The following is a 16,470-nucleotide window of genomic DNA, read 5'->3' on the forward strand; positions in this document are numbered from 1 at the left end:
GAATGTGTGATGGGCGGCCTGCGTTGCCCATCACATTTTCTAATCAAGGCGGTGAACATGAATTGGTAAAGCAGCGGACATTTATATTATTCAGCTTGCTTCCTGCGTTGGTGCTGCTGATCGTCTTTACGTTCTATCCCTTCCTGCAAGGGGTGGTGATGGCATTCCAAAATTATGTTCTATTCGATCTGACGAACGTGCGCTTTATCGGTCTTCAGAACTTCTCGAACGCGTTTCACGACCCGAAATTTCTAAAGGCGTTGACTAACAGCGCGTATTGGGTGTTTTTCTCGCTCATTTTCCAATTTCTGATCGGACTTTCCCTCGCCCTGCTGCTGCGGAAAAGCTTCCGCGGGAGAGGCGTGTACCAAGGGTTCGTATTTTACTCTTGGGCATTATCCGGATTTTTGATCGGACTCATCTGGAAGTGGATGTTTAACTCGCAGATCGGCGTCATTAACGATCTTCTGATGCGGCTTGGCATCATCGAAGAGCGGATCGGCTTCCTGTCGGACCCGAAATGGGCGATGGTGTCCGTCATCGTCGCTAACGTTTGGTACGGAATCGCCTTCTTCGCGATCATGCTGCTGGCCGCGCTGCAATCGGTGCCTGCGGAATTGTACGAGGCAGCGGGCATGGACGGTGCGGGCGCCGTCCGCAAATTTTTCAACGTGACGCTTCCATATATTTTACCGACGATTATTGCAACGACTTTGTTAAGAGCCATCTGGATTTTTAACGATCCGACCATTATTTACGGATTAACGAACGGCGGGCCGGCGGGTACGACACATATTTTGTCATCCCTTATGCTGGATAAAATCATTTACGGCGGAGATTACGGAGCGGCTTCGGCGATCGGCGTCATCATGATCGGCATCTTGCTGCTTTATACGTTGTTTTATTTGTTCGTCACGAAATCCGAAAAGGCAGGTGACTTTTAAGAGCATGAAAACTCGTTTGTTTACGGGCTTAAAGGTCACTTATTTGTCCATTCATTTGGTGCTCATGGTGTTTCCGCTCTATTGGATCGTCATTACGTCGCTCAAGCCTCAGAAAGATATTTTCAGCTTCCCGCTGCAATATTGGCCGGAGCGCTTTACGCTCGACAACTATATCAATATTTTCAAAATTTCCAAGTTTCATATTTATATCGGCAACAGCCTGCTCATCTCGATTATTGCGGCGTCGATCGTCATTTGCATCTCCGTGCTGAGCGCCTATGTGATGGCCAGGTTTACGTTCCGCGGCCACAAGCAAATTATGCTGGCCTTCTTCTCCACGCAGATGCTTCCGGGCTTCATCGCGCTGGCTCCGTTATATTTGCTGATGGCGCGCCTGGATTTGATCAATAACCGGTTGTCGCTGGTCATCATGTATACGGTAATGCTGATTCCTTTTTCAACGATTATGCTCCGCGGCTTCTTCCAGAGAATCCCCTCCAGCCTTGAAGAAGCGGCGATGATCGACGGCTGCTCGCGGCTTTCGGCGCTCATTCGGGTCATCATTCCCGTCATGCTGCCCGGCATTGCGTCCACCTTCATCTTCGCCTTCGTACAGAACTGGAACGAATTGTTCATGGCGGTCATGTTTATCGACAACGAAACGTCTAAGACGCTGCCCGTGGCGATGAACTCGTTTATATTGAAATTCGACGTGGATTGGGGAGCGATGTCGGCGGGAACGGTGCTGTCCGTCATTCCGACCGTCATCTTGTTTGCTTTCGCGCAAAGATATATCGTTGAAGGCTTGACGCAAGGCGCTGAGAAAGGTTGAGGAAGAGAGATTACTTGCGAACGGATAGGGGATAACAGCCATGAGTAAAAAGGATTCGAGCGATCATCTGCATACGACGGTTTCCCACGATACGGTTGACGGCCGGCACCATGGGGCGGTGAATATGCCGGTTTATTTGAACAGCTTGTTTACCTTCGATACGTACGAAGCCTTCGAGCATGCCATGAAGGATGTTTTATCGTCGCATGTGTATTCCAGGGGGAACAACCCTACGGTACAGTATCTGGAGAATAAAATTGCGGAGCTGGAAGGCGGGGAAACGGCGCGCTGCTTCGCCTCGGGAATGGGAGCCATTGCAGGCACGCTGCATTCGCTGCTGAGTACCGGCGATCACGTCATCTGCGTGGAGCAAGCGTATGGGCCGACCAGAGAGTTTCTAACGGATATGGCGCAAAGATACCGAATCGAGGTTACCTTCATAGACGGCAGCCGGGTTGAGGATTTCGAGCAAGCGATCCGTCCGAATACGAGAATCGTGTATTTGGAAAGTCCGACTTCGATGTATTTTCAGCTGCAAGACTTGGAGGCAGTCGCAGCCGTTGCGAGGAAGGCCGGCGCGCTGACCGTCATCGACAATTCGTGGGCAACGCCCTGCTGCCAGCAGCCGTTACAGCTGGGAATCGATCTGGTCGTGCACTCGCTCACGAAATATTTCTCCGGGCACAGCGACAGCTTGGGAGGAGTCGTTGTCGGCCGAAGGGAACTCGTGCAGGAGATTGGCGGCAAAGGCTATATGCTGCTCGGCGGAATAATGACCGCACACACCGCTGCCTTGATTACGCGAGGGGTACGGACGCTGCCGCTGCGGATGGAACGCCACCAATCCAGCGGAATGACGGTTGCCGCGCATGTGGAGAGGATGGCGGGCGTAAACCGCGTCAACCATCCCGGGCTGCCGTCGCATCCTCAGCATGAGCTGGCGGCAAAGCAGCTGCGAGGATTCGGCAGCTTGTTTTCCTTCGAGACGATCCATCCGGTCGATCGGATGAAGCGTTGGGCGGATGCGCTGCAATATTTCCGCATCGGCGTCAGCTGGGGCGGCTATGAAAGTCTCGTTACGGTGAACGCGGTGCATGAAAGCAGAAACCCGGACGGCTCCAACCCTTCATTGGTCCGATTGTTCATCGGGATGGAGGATCCGGACATTTTAATAGAAGATATAGAACGGGCTTGGAACGAAGTTTTGGGATAAAGCTGCGGAGCGGACCTAACGAGAGATGAGGCAAGCCTGTAGACGGTACTGCAAGTGCCCGAGTCTGCAGGCTTTTTTCATTTACTCTTTTTTTTGCCCGAGTGCTCGAGCTTAATCGTTACATTGATGCTTTCCAGGGAATCCGGCGTTAAATGCAAGCCGCCTTGCGCCTGCAGTCTTTTCCAATCCCGGGTCTTCTTCCGATACAATGCGTGCTCCAGCCGCAGAAGATCCAAATTGTATGTAAGCCCTTCTTCGTACGTTTCTTTGATTTGTTTACGGACTTGAGCCGCCGTTTTTCGCTCCAGAGCCGATTCGGACATTTGAATGAAAGCTTCCGAGATATATCCCTCCGCCTCCACCTTAATGGTAAAGCTGGCTTCATTTCCCCGCATGTACGGAGTGATCTTGACCTTAGGTCTTTCCAAGTAAATGCCGGCAACAATCGTTTCCCCGTCTCGAAGCAGAATGGGGCTGCGGTTCGTAGAGGGCTCCATCCAGCGCAGGCCGGGGAGGTTCCTCCAGTAGATCCATTCCTTATATTGCCGATCGTGGAATGCAAACACGCCGTCAATCGTCAGCATCTCTTTGGGCTCCATATCCTTCTTCCACGAGGCGGCCGCTGTTGCAAGCGAAGGCAATAATGTGGTGTTTCCCGGCTCGCGATAATCCGCTACAAACTCACGCAAAGTCAAAGGCTTGATAATGGACTGCTGCTTGTAAATTTCCTGCGGCTGATGCAGCATCGACATTAACGGAGATAAATTAAAAAAAGGGTGGACCGCGAACAGCTTGTCAATGGGTTCTTTAGTTCCGAACACCCATGGCGTATACCGGATCTCATAATAGCGGGACAGCAGCTCCTTGACATCTGTCAGCCCTATCTTCATAATTTTCTCGCTAAATACAATCGTGTTGATTTGACCGTAAAAAATTCGCAGCTGCGACGACCGATACAGATCGTTTAACGCCCCGATCAACGTTTCTCCTTCGCCTTCCCCGATCCAAATCGGAATTTGCTGCGTCGGTTTTCCCGTTTCCGTCTTCGCGACCGAGGTGAAGTCGATCATCTGCACGTAAACGCGATATTTGTGATCGACGTGGTCCAAACCGATGGCTGTAAGATAGTTGATATCCTGTATATCCTTCACATCCCAGCACCCGGTTAGCGCTAAAGAAAGCAGCAACCATAGAAGAGCGCATCTCCCGACTCGCATCATTCCGAATCGTCCTCCTTTTGCCGGGTCGTGTCTTTCGTCTGAAGAATTTGGGGGCGATACTTTTTCGCATACCACGGTTTTCGGGTAATCGCCGGCACGATGTCTCTCCAGCTGATCGGCGATAAAGGCGCAAGATACGGGAGCCCGAACGATTCCAGCGCAGAAAGGTAAAGAATGATCGCAATGAGGGACAAAATGAACCCATACATGCCTAGCGTGGAAGCGCTCAGCATAACTAGCAACCGAACGATGCTGACGGAACCGACCAACGATTGATTAACGAGTGTAAAGCTGGAAACTGCGGTGATTGCGGCGATTACAAGAAAAGTAGTGGATGCAAGACCGGCACGGATCGCCGCATCGCCGATGACAATGCCTCCGACGACGGCAACGGTTTGACCGACCGCTTTCGGCAGCCGTTCGCCGGCTCCCGGAACAATTCGAACAGTCCGATCATGAGAAAGCCTTCAAGCGGCGCGGGCATCGGCAAGCCGATCCGGGACAACCCGATGGTGGCGACGAACGGAAACGGCAGCTGTTCGATGTTGTAGGAAGCAAGCGCGATCCAAAAGCCGGGAAGCAGCAAGGAGATGATCAGCCCGAGAAACCGGAACAGCAGCCCGAACGTCCCCATATAGAACGGAATATAAAAATCTTCCGGCGTTTTTAACAGCAGCGTCAAATTGGCCGGACCGATGACGGCGGTCGGAGCCCCGTCGACAATGACGGCAAACCTTCCCCGGTTAAGGCAGTCCACCACGAAATCGGGACGGGTCGTATAATGCAGCAGCGGAAAAAAGGAGCGCGAGCTGTCCGACAGCATTTCTTCCAGTTGGCTGCTGCTGAACATGACGTCGATGTCGATATTTTTCAATCTGTTACGCACTTCGTCGACGATCTCGGCCTTCGTAATATCTTCAATATAGAGTAAAGCGACCTTGGTTCGGCTTCGTTTGCCCATCGTAAATTGTTCGTAGCATAAGGAATTGCTGCGAAGCCGCTTGCGAATCTATAAAAGCATCTTTTGAGCCTTTGATGGAAATTTCCGTATTGGATTCGGTCGGAAGCCGTTGAGGGGGATCGGAGATGTCTATGGAATACACGACGTTCAGCCGGTCAAAATAGATGACGAGTTCCCCGCAAAAGACCCGGTGTACTAGCTCATCATCCTTTTTGACGCGGGTTAGATCGATTTTTTTGTCGAGCTCCATGCTTTGTTTATCGTTAATCAAGCTGGCCAGCTGGGGGATGATAAAGTCATTGATCCGCCTTTTTTCCGCCATTCCGTCACAGTACAACAAATACACGCTTTGCACATGTTCCGGATCCCCTAGCTCGTACTTCTCCATTATGAAATCCGCCGATTTACGGAATAAGCCGCGAATCCCTTCCGGAGTCCATTCCGTATGCATCGATTCTTGTCCGGAGGATTTCGGTTTCGGCGGATTCGTCTTTCCTTTCGCAAGAAGCGTCCGATAGCGATTACGTCTCATGATGTTTCACCTTTCGCGTTTTTGAAACGATCACCAACAAGAGCAATACGAACGACAAAACCGTCACGCCCGCCAGCGATGAGGGCAAATATACCTTTTTCAAAAAGGCATAATACTGCATATCGCTTATAGGCAATTCCGCAATGGCGACGTAAACGGCTCCGATAATCCATAGCCCTAACGTCCTATGATTTTTGTTTTGCCCCAGCCCGAGCAGTTCGAACAGCAAAAAGACCGACACGGCAATCCGGACGAACGCCCCGGACAACCATTGGTAAATCGACAGGAAGTCTACATGACGGATATATTTTCCGATCGTGACCAGCCGCCATTCCTCATAAGCGGGATATCGAAGATCCGCCGCTTCATAGGGGCCGAATTCGGCGATCGCCGCCGTCACCGGACCGAATACCAATAAAGCAAGAAAAAGAGCCAGCAAATAAACCGACCAGAGCGGAACCTTCGACTTTAGCTGATGCTGCAAAAGCAGCAATAGGATCAGCTCGACAAGCCCGCCGCCCAAATAAATGCTTCCTCTAATCGTAGGACCGATCCCATGTTCAAAATAAGGCGTCAACAGGGAGTAGTTTTTTTGCGGCAAATTGGCGCTCATCACAAAATCTCCGAAAATGACGACAAACGGAAGCAATATGCCCGAGGCAACGGCGATGGCGCGAACCCCGAAATGAACGGCAAATCCGCATACCAGCATTAATGAAGCGCCGAGGACACTTGTCGGAGTTTTGGGCAAATACGAGGTATGCGTCCACATCATCGTTTCCTTTAGCGTCATTACGCCGATGACAAACAAATACACGATGAAAAAAATACGAAAAGCCCAGCTGACCGCTCCTCCGAATTGCTGCTTGAGCCAAAGGAAGAGCGGCTGCCGATTCGTTTTTATCATGATGTAGTAGAGAATAGTCGTCCATGCCAGGTACGGAACGATTGCCGTCAAAATCGATATCCAAGCGTCCCTCTTGGCTTCTTCAAGCAGCGGAGGGATGACCATAACGTGATTCATTAAACCAACGGCTAAGATGACGATGGAATATAAGGTAAGAGTTCCGATGACGCCGTTGTGTGACTTGTTCAAAGGGATATCCCCCTACACCGGTGACGGATTGTTGTGAGGATAGTATTACCAATCGGCGAGGTAATAACCGGAAATAACGGGCGTACACGCCATAAAAAAAAGGTCCCCGGATTACCGGTTGACCTCGGAATGCTGTTATGTTGAGGCCCAGTGCGGCGGCCGTGTAAGCAGGGAAGGAAGCTTTGTACCCGCGTCTCCCTTTGCGGCATTGATCTGGAATTGAGTAAGAAAAATAGCTCCGGTAAGGTCTGCTCCGCGCAAATCTGCATCCCGCAAGTCGGCGCCGATCAAATCGGCTGCTCTCAGGTCTGCTTCTCTTAGATCGGCCGCAATCAGATACGCCCCTCTCAGATTGGCGCATCTAAGGTCGGCTCCGCGTAGCTTGGCGCCGATCAAATCCGCCCCTCGGCCATAAGCTTTGCGGCGTCCTTGGGGTACTTTCAGCGAACGGCCGGCTTCGGTTCGAACGAGCTCGCTTGTCCGAAGCAACAATGCGTTGACGTTCGCCCGATGGGCCGCCATGTCCAGCTTCAGGAAGGTGTTAGCCGGGAGGTGTGTCAGATGCTCCGTTTCGTCAAGCGCCGCTTGAAGCTCATCGCGGATCGATCGGGCCGCCTTCAGCGTTGCCGCTTCGGATAAATACCATAGCAGCTCGTGGAGCTGCCGCATGAGAGGAAATACTTCGAACATCATTTCCGCCGTTTCGGGGGCTTGCCGCCAGTCGGTTCCGCCGAAGGTAGTTTGGGATACGTGTTGTCCGGCGCCGAAGCAATCAAATACGGTGCAGCCCTTAAAGCCCTTCTGCCTTAGATTGCCGTGAATGCCGCAGCGAAAATCTTTCTTAAGGTGCTGACATGGCGTCCCGGCGTCTTTGTCGACCGCGAAATCTGCGGAGGCGGCGAAGGGCAGAGCAACGCAGCATAAGCCGAAGCAGCTTTCACAGTCCGCTTGCAGCTTTGCGCGATGGAATACGGAGGAAGGATTTGTGTGATTGCTTTGGGAATTGTCGTGCATTTGGCGGTCTCCTTTTATATACTGCTATGAACATGATAACGGTACTGCTCATGCTTCGGCAACCGCCGCCGCTTGGGATGGAATGTTAGCAACACTATGAGTTGTTATTTGTATCGTTTTACCTTCTTGGCGAAATTAGCATCACGAGGAGTTCATAGTAACTTCCGCATGTTCCGATTGATAGCTTCATAGATATAGAAATATCCGAAATCTTGAAAGAGTTCGTGGATGGCCGTTACGGTGCCAAAGTTTGTATATTGAGGAAAGGTGATTCCGCTTGGATAATAAAGTGTTTGTTTACGGCTCGCTGCAAAAAGGCATGGGAAACCACCGAATCGTACAACGGTACGTCCGCTCCGTTCAGAACGCCAGCATGCGGGGATGGATGTTTAACCTTGGATGTTATCCGGGCGTCGTTGTCGGGAGCGGGGTCGTACATGGGCAGCTTCTGGAACTGAGTCAGCCTGAGAGAGCGCTTAGTGCTATGGATATTTTGGAAGGCTTTCAGGAGCCGGAGCATCCCAGAAATCTTTTCGAGCGGGTGAAAACGATCGTATCGCTGGATCACGGTCAAACGGCGGAGTGCTTCGCCTATATTTTGCACGATCGGAACAAGGCAGAAATATGCGAAAGCGCGGCATTCCTGCCAAGCGGGAAATGGGGCTGCGAACGGGAGCTTCGATTATACATAGCTTATGGCTCCTGCATGAGCGAAGCTTCGTTCTCGGAGACCGTGGCAAACTATACGCGCTTGGGAAGGGCGGAGCTTGAAGGTTACCGCGTCGGGTTTACGAAATATTCCGCCAAATGGGGAGGAGGAGTCGCAGATTTGCTTCCAGCCCCAGGCGAAACGATGGAGGGCGTTCTTTACCTCCTGCCTGCTGATGAGATTGAGCCGCTGGATGAGCGGGAGGGAGCGAATCTCGTTCCGCCCGCGTATCGAAGGACGAATATTTCCGTGTCGGTTGACGGGATGCGGCTGCCCGCCTTTTCCTATGAAGTGGCCGATAAGTCGAAGCGTGAAATCGCACCGTCGGACGCTTACATGTGTACGATTCTCGATGGAACGAACGTCTTGAGCGGCGCATATGCGGTACGTTTGAGGGAAGCGATGAATCGGTTGAGGGATGTACAGTAGGGGCATGCGAAACTCGGAGGCGCAGAACATCTTTCCAAATTCAAGAAAACAAGCTATCATGTTTACGATCAAGCATTCCGGTATTTATTCATTCTGCACGAATGGAGAGGGAGCTCGAGAATGAGGAAGGTAGAAGTTTTACCCTATAACCCTCTCTGGGTTTCAAAATTTGAGGAGGAAGCGGAAAATTTTCGATTGATTTTTGGTAAGGAGATTATTGTTATACATCATATAGGAAGCACAGCTGTTCCAGGGTTAAATGCTAAACCCATTATTGACGTGATGCCTGTTGTCAAAGACATCAACCGCGTAGATGAATACAATGGGCAACTGCTTCTTCAAGGTTACGAGTCAAAAGGTGAGAATGGAATATGTGGAAGGCGTTATTTCACTAAAGGCGGAAATCATCGAACTCATCACATTCACATATATGCTCTTGGTAATCCGCAAATTGAGCGGCATCTTGCTTTTCGGGATTATTTACGAGCACATCCGAAAACGGCGAAAAATTACGGGGATCTCAAAGCGGAGTTGGCAGTTCAATATCCCTACGATATATCGTCATATATCAAGGGTAAGGAAGAGTTAGGACTTGAAATTGACAGACTGGCCGCTGAATGGGCTAAAAATAGTTAGTGATGCAATGACAACGGGGGGTACAGACAAGAAAAATAGGGGGATCGTACATGAAAGTAGTGCCGGCTACGCCGGATGACATCAACGAATGGTTAAAGCTGGCGGCTGAAGTGGAGTATTTATTTGGTTCAATGGTGAATGACCCGAATTTCATTAAGGCATTAAGGCGCAATATTGATCGAAATACGGCACTGTGCATTCGGAAAAACGATGGTCCGTCGGGTAGTCCGTTATTAGGGGGGCTTCTATGGTCATCAAATGCTCCCGTATATAAAATAGTCTGGTTATCTGTTGCTTCGCAAGCGCGGAAGCATGGTGTTGCATCTAAGTTGCTTCATTATGTGTTGAGGTCAGTAGAAGCTCCGGCGGAGGTTTTCGTTACAACATTCGGTGAAGAAGTTGCAGACGGGCAACCAGCTCGAATGTTTTATAAGAGATTTGGATTTGTGCCATTAGATGAAAAGCTTCCGAATGGGCCCGAAGGCGGTTCCCGGCAAAAATTCAAATTAATTGTTTCATCAAGTAATTAATTAAAATGTATTAAGTGGGTTTTGAAGATTTTTGGATAACAATGATGGGAGGTTGACGTTATGAAACCGGTTCGCTTGGATGAAACGGAGGCTGCAGCCAAGGCGGCAGCAATGTCGGAGCATGGATGGGAACGCAAAGATGGGAAATGGCTGGAGAAAAAGTACCGGTTTTCGTCCTTTCCGCAGGCGATTTCTTTTGTCGTTCGGGTCGGGGAAGAGGCTGAGGCTCGTGTGCATCATCCGTTGATTTCGATTGACTACAGAATGGTAACGCTGCGTTTAACGACATGGAGCGCGGGGGGATTAACGACTCTCGATTTTGAATCCGCCGAAGCGTATGATCGTTTATTTAAGGAAGAGCAAGGCAATAAAGGAAACTAAGTGTCACCTATTCACGTAGGAGGTGAAATCAATGAAAAAAATAGCGGCGTTATTACTTATTTTTGGGACTTTTGCGACGATTGCTGGATTATTACCCTTTATATTTCCTTATCCGAACTGTCAAAATTGCGAGCATTCCGGTCCGTCCAACGTATGGGAGCTTTTGCTTATGATTTCTTATGAGGGTAAGGGATGGTTTTTGATGATCGGAATCGCTTTGCTGTTATTATCATTATTCCGACTCTTGAAGCGAAAATTGTCTATTGATTCGTAGCATATAGTCTCCGGAGGTACAGAGATGTTTTTTTTACAAATGTCCGGATTTCCAGGGTCGGGCAAATCCACACTTGCCAAAGAAATAGCGAGGCGCACTAAAGCAGTGATTATCGATCATGATGTTGTGAAAACCGGTTTGCTGGAGGGAATGGATAACGATATTGATCCCAAGCGTGCCGGTGGGGTTGCATATCATATCGAATGGTCATTGATTGATTTCCATCTATCACAAGGACACAGTGTTATTCTGGATAGTCCCTGCTTGTACGAAGAGATGGTTGAGAATGGTACCGCTATAGCTGAAAAACACAACGTGAAATACAAGTATGTGGAGTGCGTGTTGAATGATATTCATGAGCTCAACAACAGGTTGAAAAATCGTGAGCGATTGATAACGCAAATTGATCAGGTTCATATTCCTGAAGAACATTGGCAAGAAGTAATCAACCGCGCAAAAAGGCCCGCCCATTTGGAATGCATAAACGTGAACACCTCACAAACCTTAGACTATTACTTAGGTGATGTTCTAAAATCCGCCGCTATAATCGGCGGATTTTTTGACGGATTCCACTGTTCTCGCCGCTCCTCGCACCCCCCTGCGGTGATAAAGGACACCACAGACGTTATATCGCCGTTTTTGCCCGCCGCTAATCCGCTAACGGACACCACAGACGCTAAACCCCGATTTTTGGCGCTAATCCCTGCTTTTTCGAGGAAATAACTGCAGTGGTGTCCGTTAAAACGGAAAACTCCATTCAAAACGCCGAATAACTGCAGCCATGTCCGTTAGATGCAAACCGCAAGCCATCCGAATGTGATAGGTCCGATACGAGTGATTGCCGCTGACAATTTTCATCAATTTTCTACAAAAACGGCAACAAATTCTATGAAAGTTCGTCCATAAGTATGATACGATAGTTTATACATTACATATCACAACAGGCAGAAGGAAAGGAAACGAATCATGAGTGAAGTGTACTACGAAATAGAACCTCGAGTGGAACGAGCCCCGAGACAAGCCGAAAAAACAAAGCGCAAGTCGTACAAATGGGTAGGAACGACAGCCGTCGCCCTGCTTTGGGTCATGCTGGCCGGGAGCGCTTTTGCGCTGGCATACTATTATATCGGAGACATAAGAAATCAACTGAATCATATACAGCAGACGAACGAAGCCAATACGGCTGAAATGAACGCTAAAATTGCAGAACTGCAAAACGCGCTGAATGCGAATTTGGAGCAAGCGAAGGCGCTGCAGCAGCAGTTCGACGTCGTGCAAAGCGAGCTGAACGCCGTGAAGGAAGAGATGTCCTTGGCGGGCGATTCGCTTAGTACATCCGCCAAAACGAAGCAGGCGCTGAACAACCGGATCAACGATCTTAGCAAGCAGCTCGAAGTGCTGAGAAATTCGATCAAGAAGCTGGAGGAAGCGGCACGTGTTTACTAGAACGCTGCTGCCGCTCGGATTCATCGTTACGATACTCGTCGCATTTTTGGGGGCGTTCTATTACCGTACTCCCGAGCTTCAAGCCGAGTATGATAAAGCGATCGTCTCCTATACTCAATCGGACAAGCCTGTCAGCGGCATCCGGCAGCAATTATCCGAAATCGCCGATCATTACGAGCACATCGGGAAATGCGCGGCGGCATCGGTTGAGGAGCTGACCGCCATCCAAACAGTGTTGAATGCGATGGCGGAAGCTGCGAACAAGGAGGCGGCCTTCGATGCGAAGCAGCATGAGGCGGTCGAGCAGCTGGTAAATAGAAGCAAAGAACAAAACCGGCAGACGGACGATGTGCTGTCAACGGTGCTCTCCAACATTCTCGGCAAGCCGATCGGCCAAACGTTCGGCAAGAAGGCGACCGTTAAAGTATTTTCGTTGAAGGAAGCGGGCTACCGCGGATATATGGCGAAAGTAAAGCTGCATGATCCGAATGCGGTGAAGCTTGTTTTGGCTCAAGACAAACTCAGCAGCAAAGGCGAAACGACCGGCTCAGCCGCCGAACGGACCGGTGCGGTGCTTGCGATCAATGCCGGGGGTTTCTCCAAGGATCGGAACGGGTCGCTCCATCCGATGGGCGCTACCGTCGTCGATGGGGAAATCGTGGCATTTTATCAGGCGGGTCTCAGCTTTATCGGATTTAACAAAAACGGCAACCTGGTCGGCGGCGAAGTCAATTCGCGCAAAGATATCGAAGACCTTGACGTTCGGTATGGCGCAACCTTCATCCCTACACTGCTGAAAGACGGCAAGAAGATGAGCATTCCGGCCAAATGGAAAAACAAGCGGGAGCCGCGCACGATGATCGGCCATTTCTCGAACGGCGATTTGCTGTTTATCGTAATCGACGGAAGGCAGAAGGGCTACAGCAACGGCGTTACGTTAGAGGAAGCGCAAACGAAGCTGCTCGAATGGAACGTGCGCGACGCCTACAATTTGGACGGAGGCGGCTCCAGCGCATTCGTATACGACGGCAAGCTGCTGAACAGCCCGTCCGACGGACAGCAGCGCAAGGTCGTTTCCAATTTTGTCGTGATGCCGTAATCCGGCTTAACGAACGACGATAACCCCATTCATAATTACGAATGGGGTTTCTTTTGTATTTGATCCGAAACGTTTTCAGAAACGATTGACATAAAAATGATTAAGGTGCTATAATTTCTTCGAAAGCGTTTTCAGTAATGAAAATGAAAAATCGGATCCGGTTGGAATAACAGGTGAGAGATATGGCGGCAACCATTAAAGATATCGCTAAATTGGCGGGCGTTTCGATTACTACCGTATCTCGAGCGTTAAACAACCATTCAGACGTCAATAGAGATACCTATAAGAAGATTGTTAAAATCGCGAAACAATTGGGCTATCAACCGAATTCGTCGGCAAGAAGCCTTGTGTTGAAGAAGACGAATACGATCGGACTAATCGTTTCGAATTTAACGACAAGAAGCGGGCATCACTTTTTGTTCGACGTCATTTGCGGCGTGAACGAGCAAGCCAGCTTGCGCAATTACGACGTATTTTTATTGGGCACGAGCACCAAGCAGCAGGAACAATTGCGCTATGAAGAGCTATGCCGCAAGCGGAGCTTCGACGGCGTGATATTAGCGGGTCTCAAGACGGACGACCCTTACATCGAACAAACCGTTCAAGCGGGCATCCCGACGGTATTGCTCGGAGTTCCGGCTTCCTCAAACAGTCTTGGAAGCGTTGTCAGCGACGATGTCGGCGGCTCGATGTCGGCGGTGCAGCATTTGATCGATTACGGTCATCGGGACATTTTGTTCATTAACGGTCATCAAGAGACGGTGGTCAGCCAGCTTCGTCTTGAGGGCTACAAGAAAGCGCTCGAGAAGAACGGCTTGCAATACAAAGAAGAATATGTCGCTCATGCGAATTTTGAAATTGAAGGAGGTGGCAAGGCTTTCGAAGCTTTAATGGCAACAAACCCGAAAGCGACAGCCGTATTTTGCGCCTCCGATTTGATGGCGTACGGCGTACTTACCAAAGCGTCCGAGCTTGGGTACAAAGTGCCCGAGGACATGTCCGTCGTAGGCTTTGACGGAATTGAGATTACGGAAATCATGAAGCCGTCGCTAACGACGATCGAACAGGACCGGTTTCAAATCGGAACGTCCGCCGTCAATATGGTGCTGGAAATGCTGGACGGCGCTTCCGGCTACACGCGCGTCATGTCGTCCAAGCTTATCGTGCGGGAAAGTACGAAAGCACTATAAATTATCCGACACTACAAGGAAGCGGGAATTTTTTTCGCCCGTTTCCGGAAACGTTTCGGAACATACGAGATTAAGGAGAGGAAGAAACTATGAAATTAGGAATCATCGCTTCACCGAAAGCTGAGAGCTTCGAATATGCCAAGCGGCTCGGTCTGGAGTTTGTGGAATTTTGCATTAATATCGGGAACGACGCGAAGGAATTTAAGGGACTCGCGGCGGAATTGAAAGAGGCGAGCATTCGCACGGGAGTGGGCGTAGGATCGATCGGCCGCTGGGGTCCGGGCCGGATTGCGAAGGACGGCAGCATCATCGAGGAGGAGCTTCAAGCGGCATACGCGCTGATAGACGCATCGAGCGAACTCGGTTGTCCGGTTTTTGTGAGCGGCTGCAACTATGTGGAGGAGCGTTCCTACTATGAGAACATAACTTCAGCGATCGAATTTTTTTCGAAGCTGATCGAATACGGCAAAGGGAAGGGCGTTCGAATCGCGACTTATAATTGCCACTGGAACAATTTCATCGTGAACGATACGGCCTGGAACCTGATTCACGGGCATTTGCCGGAGCTCGGCATCAAGTACGATCCGTCGCACGCGCGTTATGCCGGACAAGATTACTTAAAGGAAATGAAGGATTGGGGGAGCCGATTCCTTCACGTGCACATCAAAGGCTCGGTCATCATTGACGGCGAACGGTTCGACGATCCGCCGGCGGGATTGGACCAAACCGATTGGGGCACGTTCATGGCGATATTGTACGGCGTCGGCTACCAGGGAGGCTTGAGCATCGAACCGCATTCCAACGTATGGACCGGCGAGCTTGGCGACAAGGGAGTCGAGTTCACGGTGAAATATATGAATCGATTCTTGTTTCGATAAATATGAAGTGCAAGCCGTTTTCGAAGGGTAGCTACTAGCATTTTCCAAAACGTTTCGGATTTTCGATAAATAAGTTGGAAACGCTTCATCCTGGAGCGTTTCCGACGGAGGAGGTGCGTTGGTAAAATGCAAAGGTCCATCGACAAGAAAAAAGACGGATTCATTCACGAAATGAAGCGGAATTATCCTTATTACTTCATGATGCTGCCGGCTGTAGCCGTACTTTTTCTCTTCGCGTATTTGCCGATGCCGGGTATCATTATCGCCTTTCAAGATTTTAATTTTGTGGACAAGTTTAGAAGTCCATTCGTTGGGTTTGACAATTTTAAGTTTTATTTTGAAAGCAGCTATGCGTTCCGGACAACGTTCAACACGATCTTTATCAATGTGAATTATTTGTTCTGGACAACGTTGATAAGTGTAGTTTTTGCCATACTGCTCAATGAAATCCGGTTAAAGTTTGCAGGGAAGGTTTATCAGAACCTTATGTTTCTGCCGTATTTCATCTCTGCGGTTGTGGTCGGCAAGCTGGTAACGACGATCGTTTTCTCGGACCGAAACGGAGTCGCAAACCAAATTCTTCAGCTTTTCGGTCAAGACCCGATGCAATGGTCGCAAAATCCGGCACCTTGGGCTTGGATTATAATCGGAGCTCACGTATGGCAGGTAGCCGGCTACTCCATGATTATTTATCTTGCCAGCATCATGGGTATTGACGATCATTTGTTCGAAGCGGCGTCGCTAGACGGAGCAAATCGTTGGCAGCAAATCAGGCTCATTTTATTGCCCATGCTCACGCCTACAATCATTATCATGTCATTGTTAAGCATCGGCGGAATGCTGCGCGGCGACTTCACCAAAATCTATTCCATCATTGGAGATAACGGCCTGTTATTTGAACATACGGACGTTATCGACACATATGTTTTCCGGGCGATCAAGCAGGCGGCCGATTTCGGAACGACAGCTGCAGTCGGCTTGTATCAATCCGTAGTAGGATTCATATTGGTTTGGGGCTCCAACGCCTTGGTAAAGAAATACGACAAAGATAGCGCGTTGTTCTAACAAGCGGTGAACGGAAAGGAG

At 49.8% G+C, this 16,470-nt stretch carries 17 protein-coding genes and 1 pseudogene; 14 read left to right on the forward strand and 4 right to left on the reverse strand.

The window, feature by feature from the left end:
• Nucleotides 1-62: 62 nt before the first annotated feature.
• From PT964_RS08040 to PT964_RS08050, 3 genes are read left to right on the forward strand one after another with little or no spacing between them, the layout of a single operon-like run.
• A complete protein-coding gene (locus PT964_RS08040; RefSeq protein WP_274362832.1) occupies nt 63-944 on the forward strand; it encodes a carbohydrate ABC transporter permease in 882 nt (293 codons plus the stop codon).
• 4 nt (nt 945-948) lie between these two features.
• Nucleotides 949-1,776, forward strand: a complete 828-nt coding sequence (locus PT964_RS08045; RefSeq protein WP_274362833.1) for a carbohydrate ABC transporter permease — start codon at nt 949-951, stop codon at nt 1,774-1,776.
• A gap of 40 nt (nt 1,777-1,816) precedes the next feature.
• Nucleotides 1,817-2,989, forward strand: coding sequence for a trans-sulfuration enzyme family protein (locus PT964_RS08050; RefSeq protein WP_274362834.1), 1,173 nt, complete (start codon nt 1,817-1,819; stop codon nt 2,987-2,989).
• Between the two features lie 77 nt (nt 2,990-3,066).
• On the opposite strand, the gene PT964_RS08055 is transcribed toward PT964_RS08050, so the two are convergent.
• The 4 genes and pseudogenes from PT964_RS08055 to PT964_RS08075 form a co-directional block, all read right to left on the reverse strand.
• Nucleotides 3,067-4,209, reverse strand: coding sequence for a Ger(x)C family spore germination protein (locus PT964_RS08055; protein WP_274362835.1), 1,143 nt, complete (start codon nt 4,207-4,209; stop codon nt 3,067-3,069).
• A pseudogene (locus PT964_RS08065) lies at nt 4,206-5,702 on the reverse strand (spore germination protein). Before PT964_RS08065 ends, PT964_RS08055 begins: the two are co-directional and overlap by 4 nt.
• Nucleotides 5,692-6,798 (reverse strand): endospore germination permease, encoded by a 1,107-nt coding sequence (locus tag PT964_RS08070; RefSeq protein ID WP_274362836.1) that lies wholly within the window; start codon nt 6,796-6,798, stop codon nt 5,692-5,694. Before PT964_RS08070 ends, PT964_RS08065 begins: the two are co-directional and overlap by 11 nt.
• A gap of 135 nt (nt 6,799-6,933) precedes the next feature.
• On the reverse strand, nt 6,934-7,812 hold the full coding sequence (locus PT964_RS08075) for a pentapeptide repeat-containing protein (protein ID WP_274362837.1): 879 nt from the start codon (nt 7,810-7,812) through the stop codon (nt 6,934-6,936).
• A gap of 277 nt (nt 7,813-8,089) precedes the next feature.
• Between PT964_RS08075 and PT964_RS08080 the strand changes: the two genes are divergently transcribed.
• From PT964_RS08080 to PT964_RS08130, 11 genes are all read left to right on the forward strand, one after another.
• Complete coding sequence (locus PT964_RS08080; RefSeq protein WP_274362838.1) at nt 8,090-8,950, forward strand: gamma-glutamylcyclotransferase family protein; 861 nt, start codon at nt 8,090-8,092, stop codon at nt 8,948-8,950.
• Nucleotides 8,951-9,070: 120 nt separating this feature from the next.
• Nucleotides 9,071-9,586: a GrpB family protein gene (locus PT964_RS08085; RefSeq protein ID WP_274362839.1), complete on the forward strand. Its 516-nt coding sequence runs from the start codon at nt 9,071-9,073 to the stop codon at nt 9,584-9,586.
• Between the two features lie 50 nt (nt 9,587-9,636).
• On the forward strand, nt 9,637-10,116 hold the full coding sequence (locus PT964_RS08090) for a GNAT family N-acetyltransferase (RefSeq protein WP_274362840.1): 480 nt from the start codon (nt 9,637-9,639) through the stop codon (nt 10,114-10,116).
• A 60-nt stretch (nt 10,117-10,176) separates the two neighbouring features.
• On the forward strand, nt 10,177-10,497 hold the full coding sequence (locus PT964_RS08095) for a 4a-hydroxytetrahydrobiopterin dehydratase (protein ID WP_274362841.1): 321 nt from the start codon (nt 10,177-10,179) through the stop codon (nt 10,495-10,497).
• A 31-nt stretch (nt 10,498-10,528) separates the two neighbouring features.
• On the forward strand, nt 10,529-10,771 hold the full coding sequence (locus tag PT964_RS08100) for a hypothetical protein (protein WP_274362842.1): 243 nt from the start codon (nt 10,529-10,531) through the stop codon (nt 10,769-10,771).
• Between the two features lie 24 nt (nt 10,772-10,795).
• Nucleotides 10,796-11,494: a P-loop nucleotide/nucleoside kinase family protein gene (locus tag PT964_RS08105; protein ID WP_337995014.1), complete on the forward strand. Its 699-nt coding sequence runs from the start codon at nt 10,796-10,798 to the stop codon at nt 11,492-11,494.
• A 243-nt stretch (nt 11,495-11,737) separates the two neighbouring features.
• Complete coding sequence (locus PT964_RS08110; protein WP_274362843.1) at nt 11,738-12,217, forward strand: coiled-coil domain-containing protein; 480 nt, start codon at nt 11,738-11,740, stop codon at nt 12,215-12,217.
• Nucleotides 12,207-13,316, forward strand: coding sequence for a phosphodiester glycosidase family protein (locus PT964_RS08115; protein WP_274362844.1), 1,110 nt, complete (start codon nt 12,207-12,209; stop codon nt 13,314-13,316). The genes PT964_RS08110 and PT964_RS08115 overlap by 11 nt, the downstream gene beginning before the upstream one ends.
• A 182-nt stretch (nt 13,317-13,498) precedes the next feature.
• The gene (locus tag PT964_RS08120; protein ID WP_274362845.1) at nt 13,499-14,506 is read left to right on the forward strand and encodes a LacI family DNA-binding transcriptional regulator; all 1,008 of its coding nucleotides are present in this window, start codon (nt 13,499-13,501) and stop codon (nt 14,504-14,506) included.
• Between the two features lie 89 nt (nt 14,507-14,595).
• On the forward strand, nt 14,596-15,384 hold the full coding sequence (locus tag PT964_RS08125; RefSeq protein ID WP_274362846.1) for a sugar phosphate isomerase/epimerase family protein: 789 nt from the start codon (nt 14,596-14,598) through the stop codon (nt 15,382-15,384).
• A gap of 126 nt (nt 15,385-15,510) precedes the next feature.
• Nucleotides 15,511-16,449, forward strand: a complete 939-nt coding sequence (locus PT964_RS08130) for an ABC transporter permease (RefSeq protein WP_274362847.1) — start codon at nt 15,511-15,513, stop codon at nt 16,447-16,449.
• Nucleotides 16,450-16,470 lie beyond the last annotated feature (21 nt).

The organism is Paenibacillus thermotolerans (genome assembly GCF_028745515.1).
In the GTDB taxonomy this organism is placed as follows: Bacteria; Bacillota; Bacilli; order Paenibacillales; family YIM-B00363; genus Paenibacillus_AE; species Paenibacillus_AE thermotolerans.

Bases quoted from the DNA above. Each gene is read 5' to 3' on its own strand.
- PT964_RS08045 (WP_274362833.1), top strand. From the start codon at position 949: ATGAAAACTCGTTTGTTTACGGGCTTAAAGGTCACTTATTTGTCCATT.
- PT964_RS08050 (WP_274362834.1), top strand. From the start codon at position 1,817: ATGAGTAAAAAGGATTCGAGCGATCATCTGCATACGACGGTTTCCCAC.
- PT964_RS08055 (WP_274362835.1), bottom strand. From the start codon at position 4,209: ATGATGCGAGTCGGGAGATGCGCTCTTCTATGGTTGCTGCTTTCTTTA.
- PT964_RS08075 (WP_274362837.1), bottom strand. From the start codon at position 7,812: ATGCACGACAATTCCCAAAGCAATCACACAAATCCTTCCTCCGTATTC.
- PT964_RS08085 (WP_274362839.1), top strand. From the start codon at position 9,071: ATGAGGAAGGTAGAAGTTTTACCCTATAACCCTCTCTGGGTTTCAAAA.
- PT964_RS08090 (WP_274362840.1), top strand. From the start codon at position 9,637: ATGAAAGTAGTGCCGGCTACGCCGGATGACATCAACGAATGGTTAAAG.
- PT964_RS08095 (WP_274362841.1), top strand. From the start codon at position 10,177: ATGAAACCGGTTCGCTTGGATGAAACGGAGGCTGCAGCCAAGGCGGCA.
- PT964_RS08100 (WP_274362842.1), top strand. From the start codon at position 10,529: ATGAAAAAAATAGCGGCGTTATTACTTATTTTTGGGACTTTTGCGACG.
- PT964_RS08105 (WP_337995014.1), top strand. From the start codon at position 10,796: ATGTTTTTTTTACAAATGTCCGGATTTCCAGGGTCGGGCAAATCCACA.
- PT964_RS08110 (WP_274362843.1), top strand. From the start codon at position 11,738: ATGAGTGAAGTGTACTACGAAATAGAACCTCGAGTGGAACGAGCCCCG.
- PT964_RS08120 (WP_274362845.1), top strand. From the start codon at position 13,499: ATGGCGGCAACCATTAAAGATATCGCTAAATTGGCGGGCGTTTCGATT.
- PT964_RS08125 (WP_274362846.1), top strand. From the start codon at position 14,596: ATGAAATTAGGAATCATCGCTTCACCGAAAGCTGAGAGCTTCGAATAT.
- PT964_RS08130 (WP_274362847.1), top strand. From the start codon at position 15,511: ATGCAAAGGTCCATCGACAAGAAAAAAGACGGATTCATTCACGAAATG.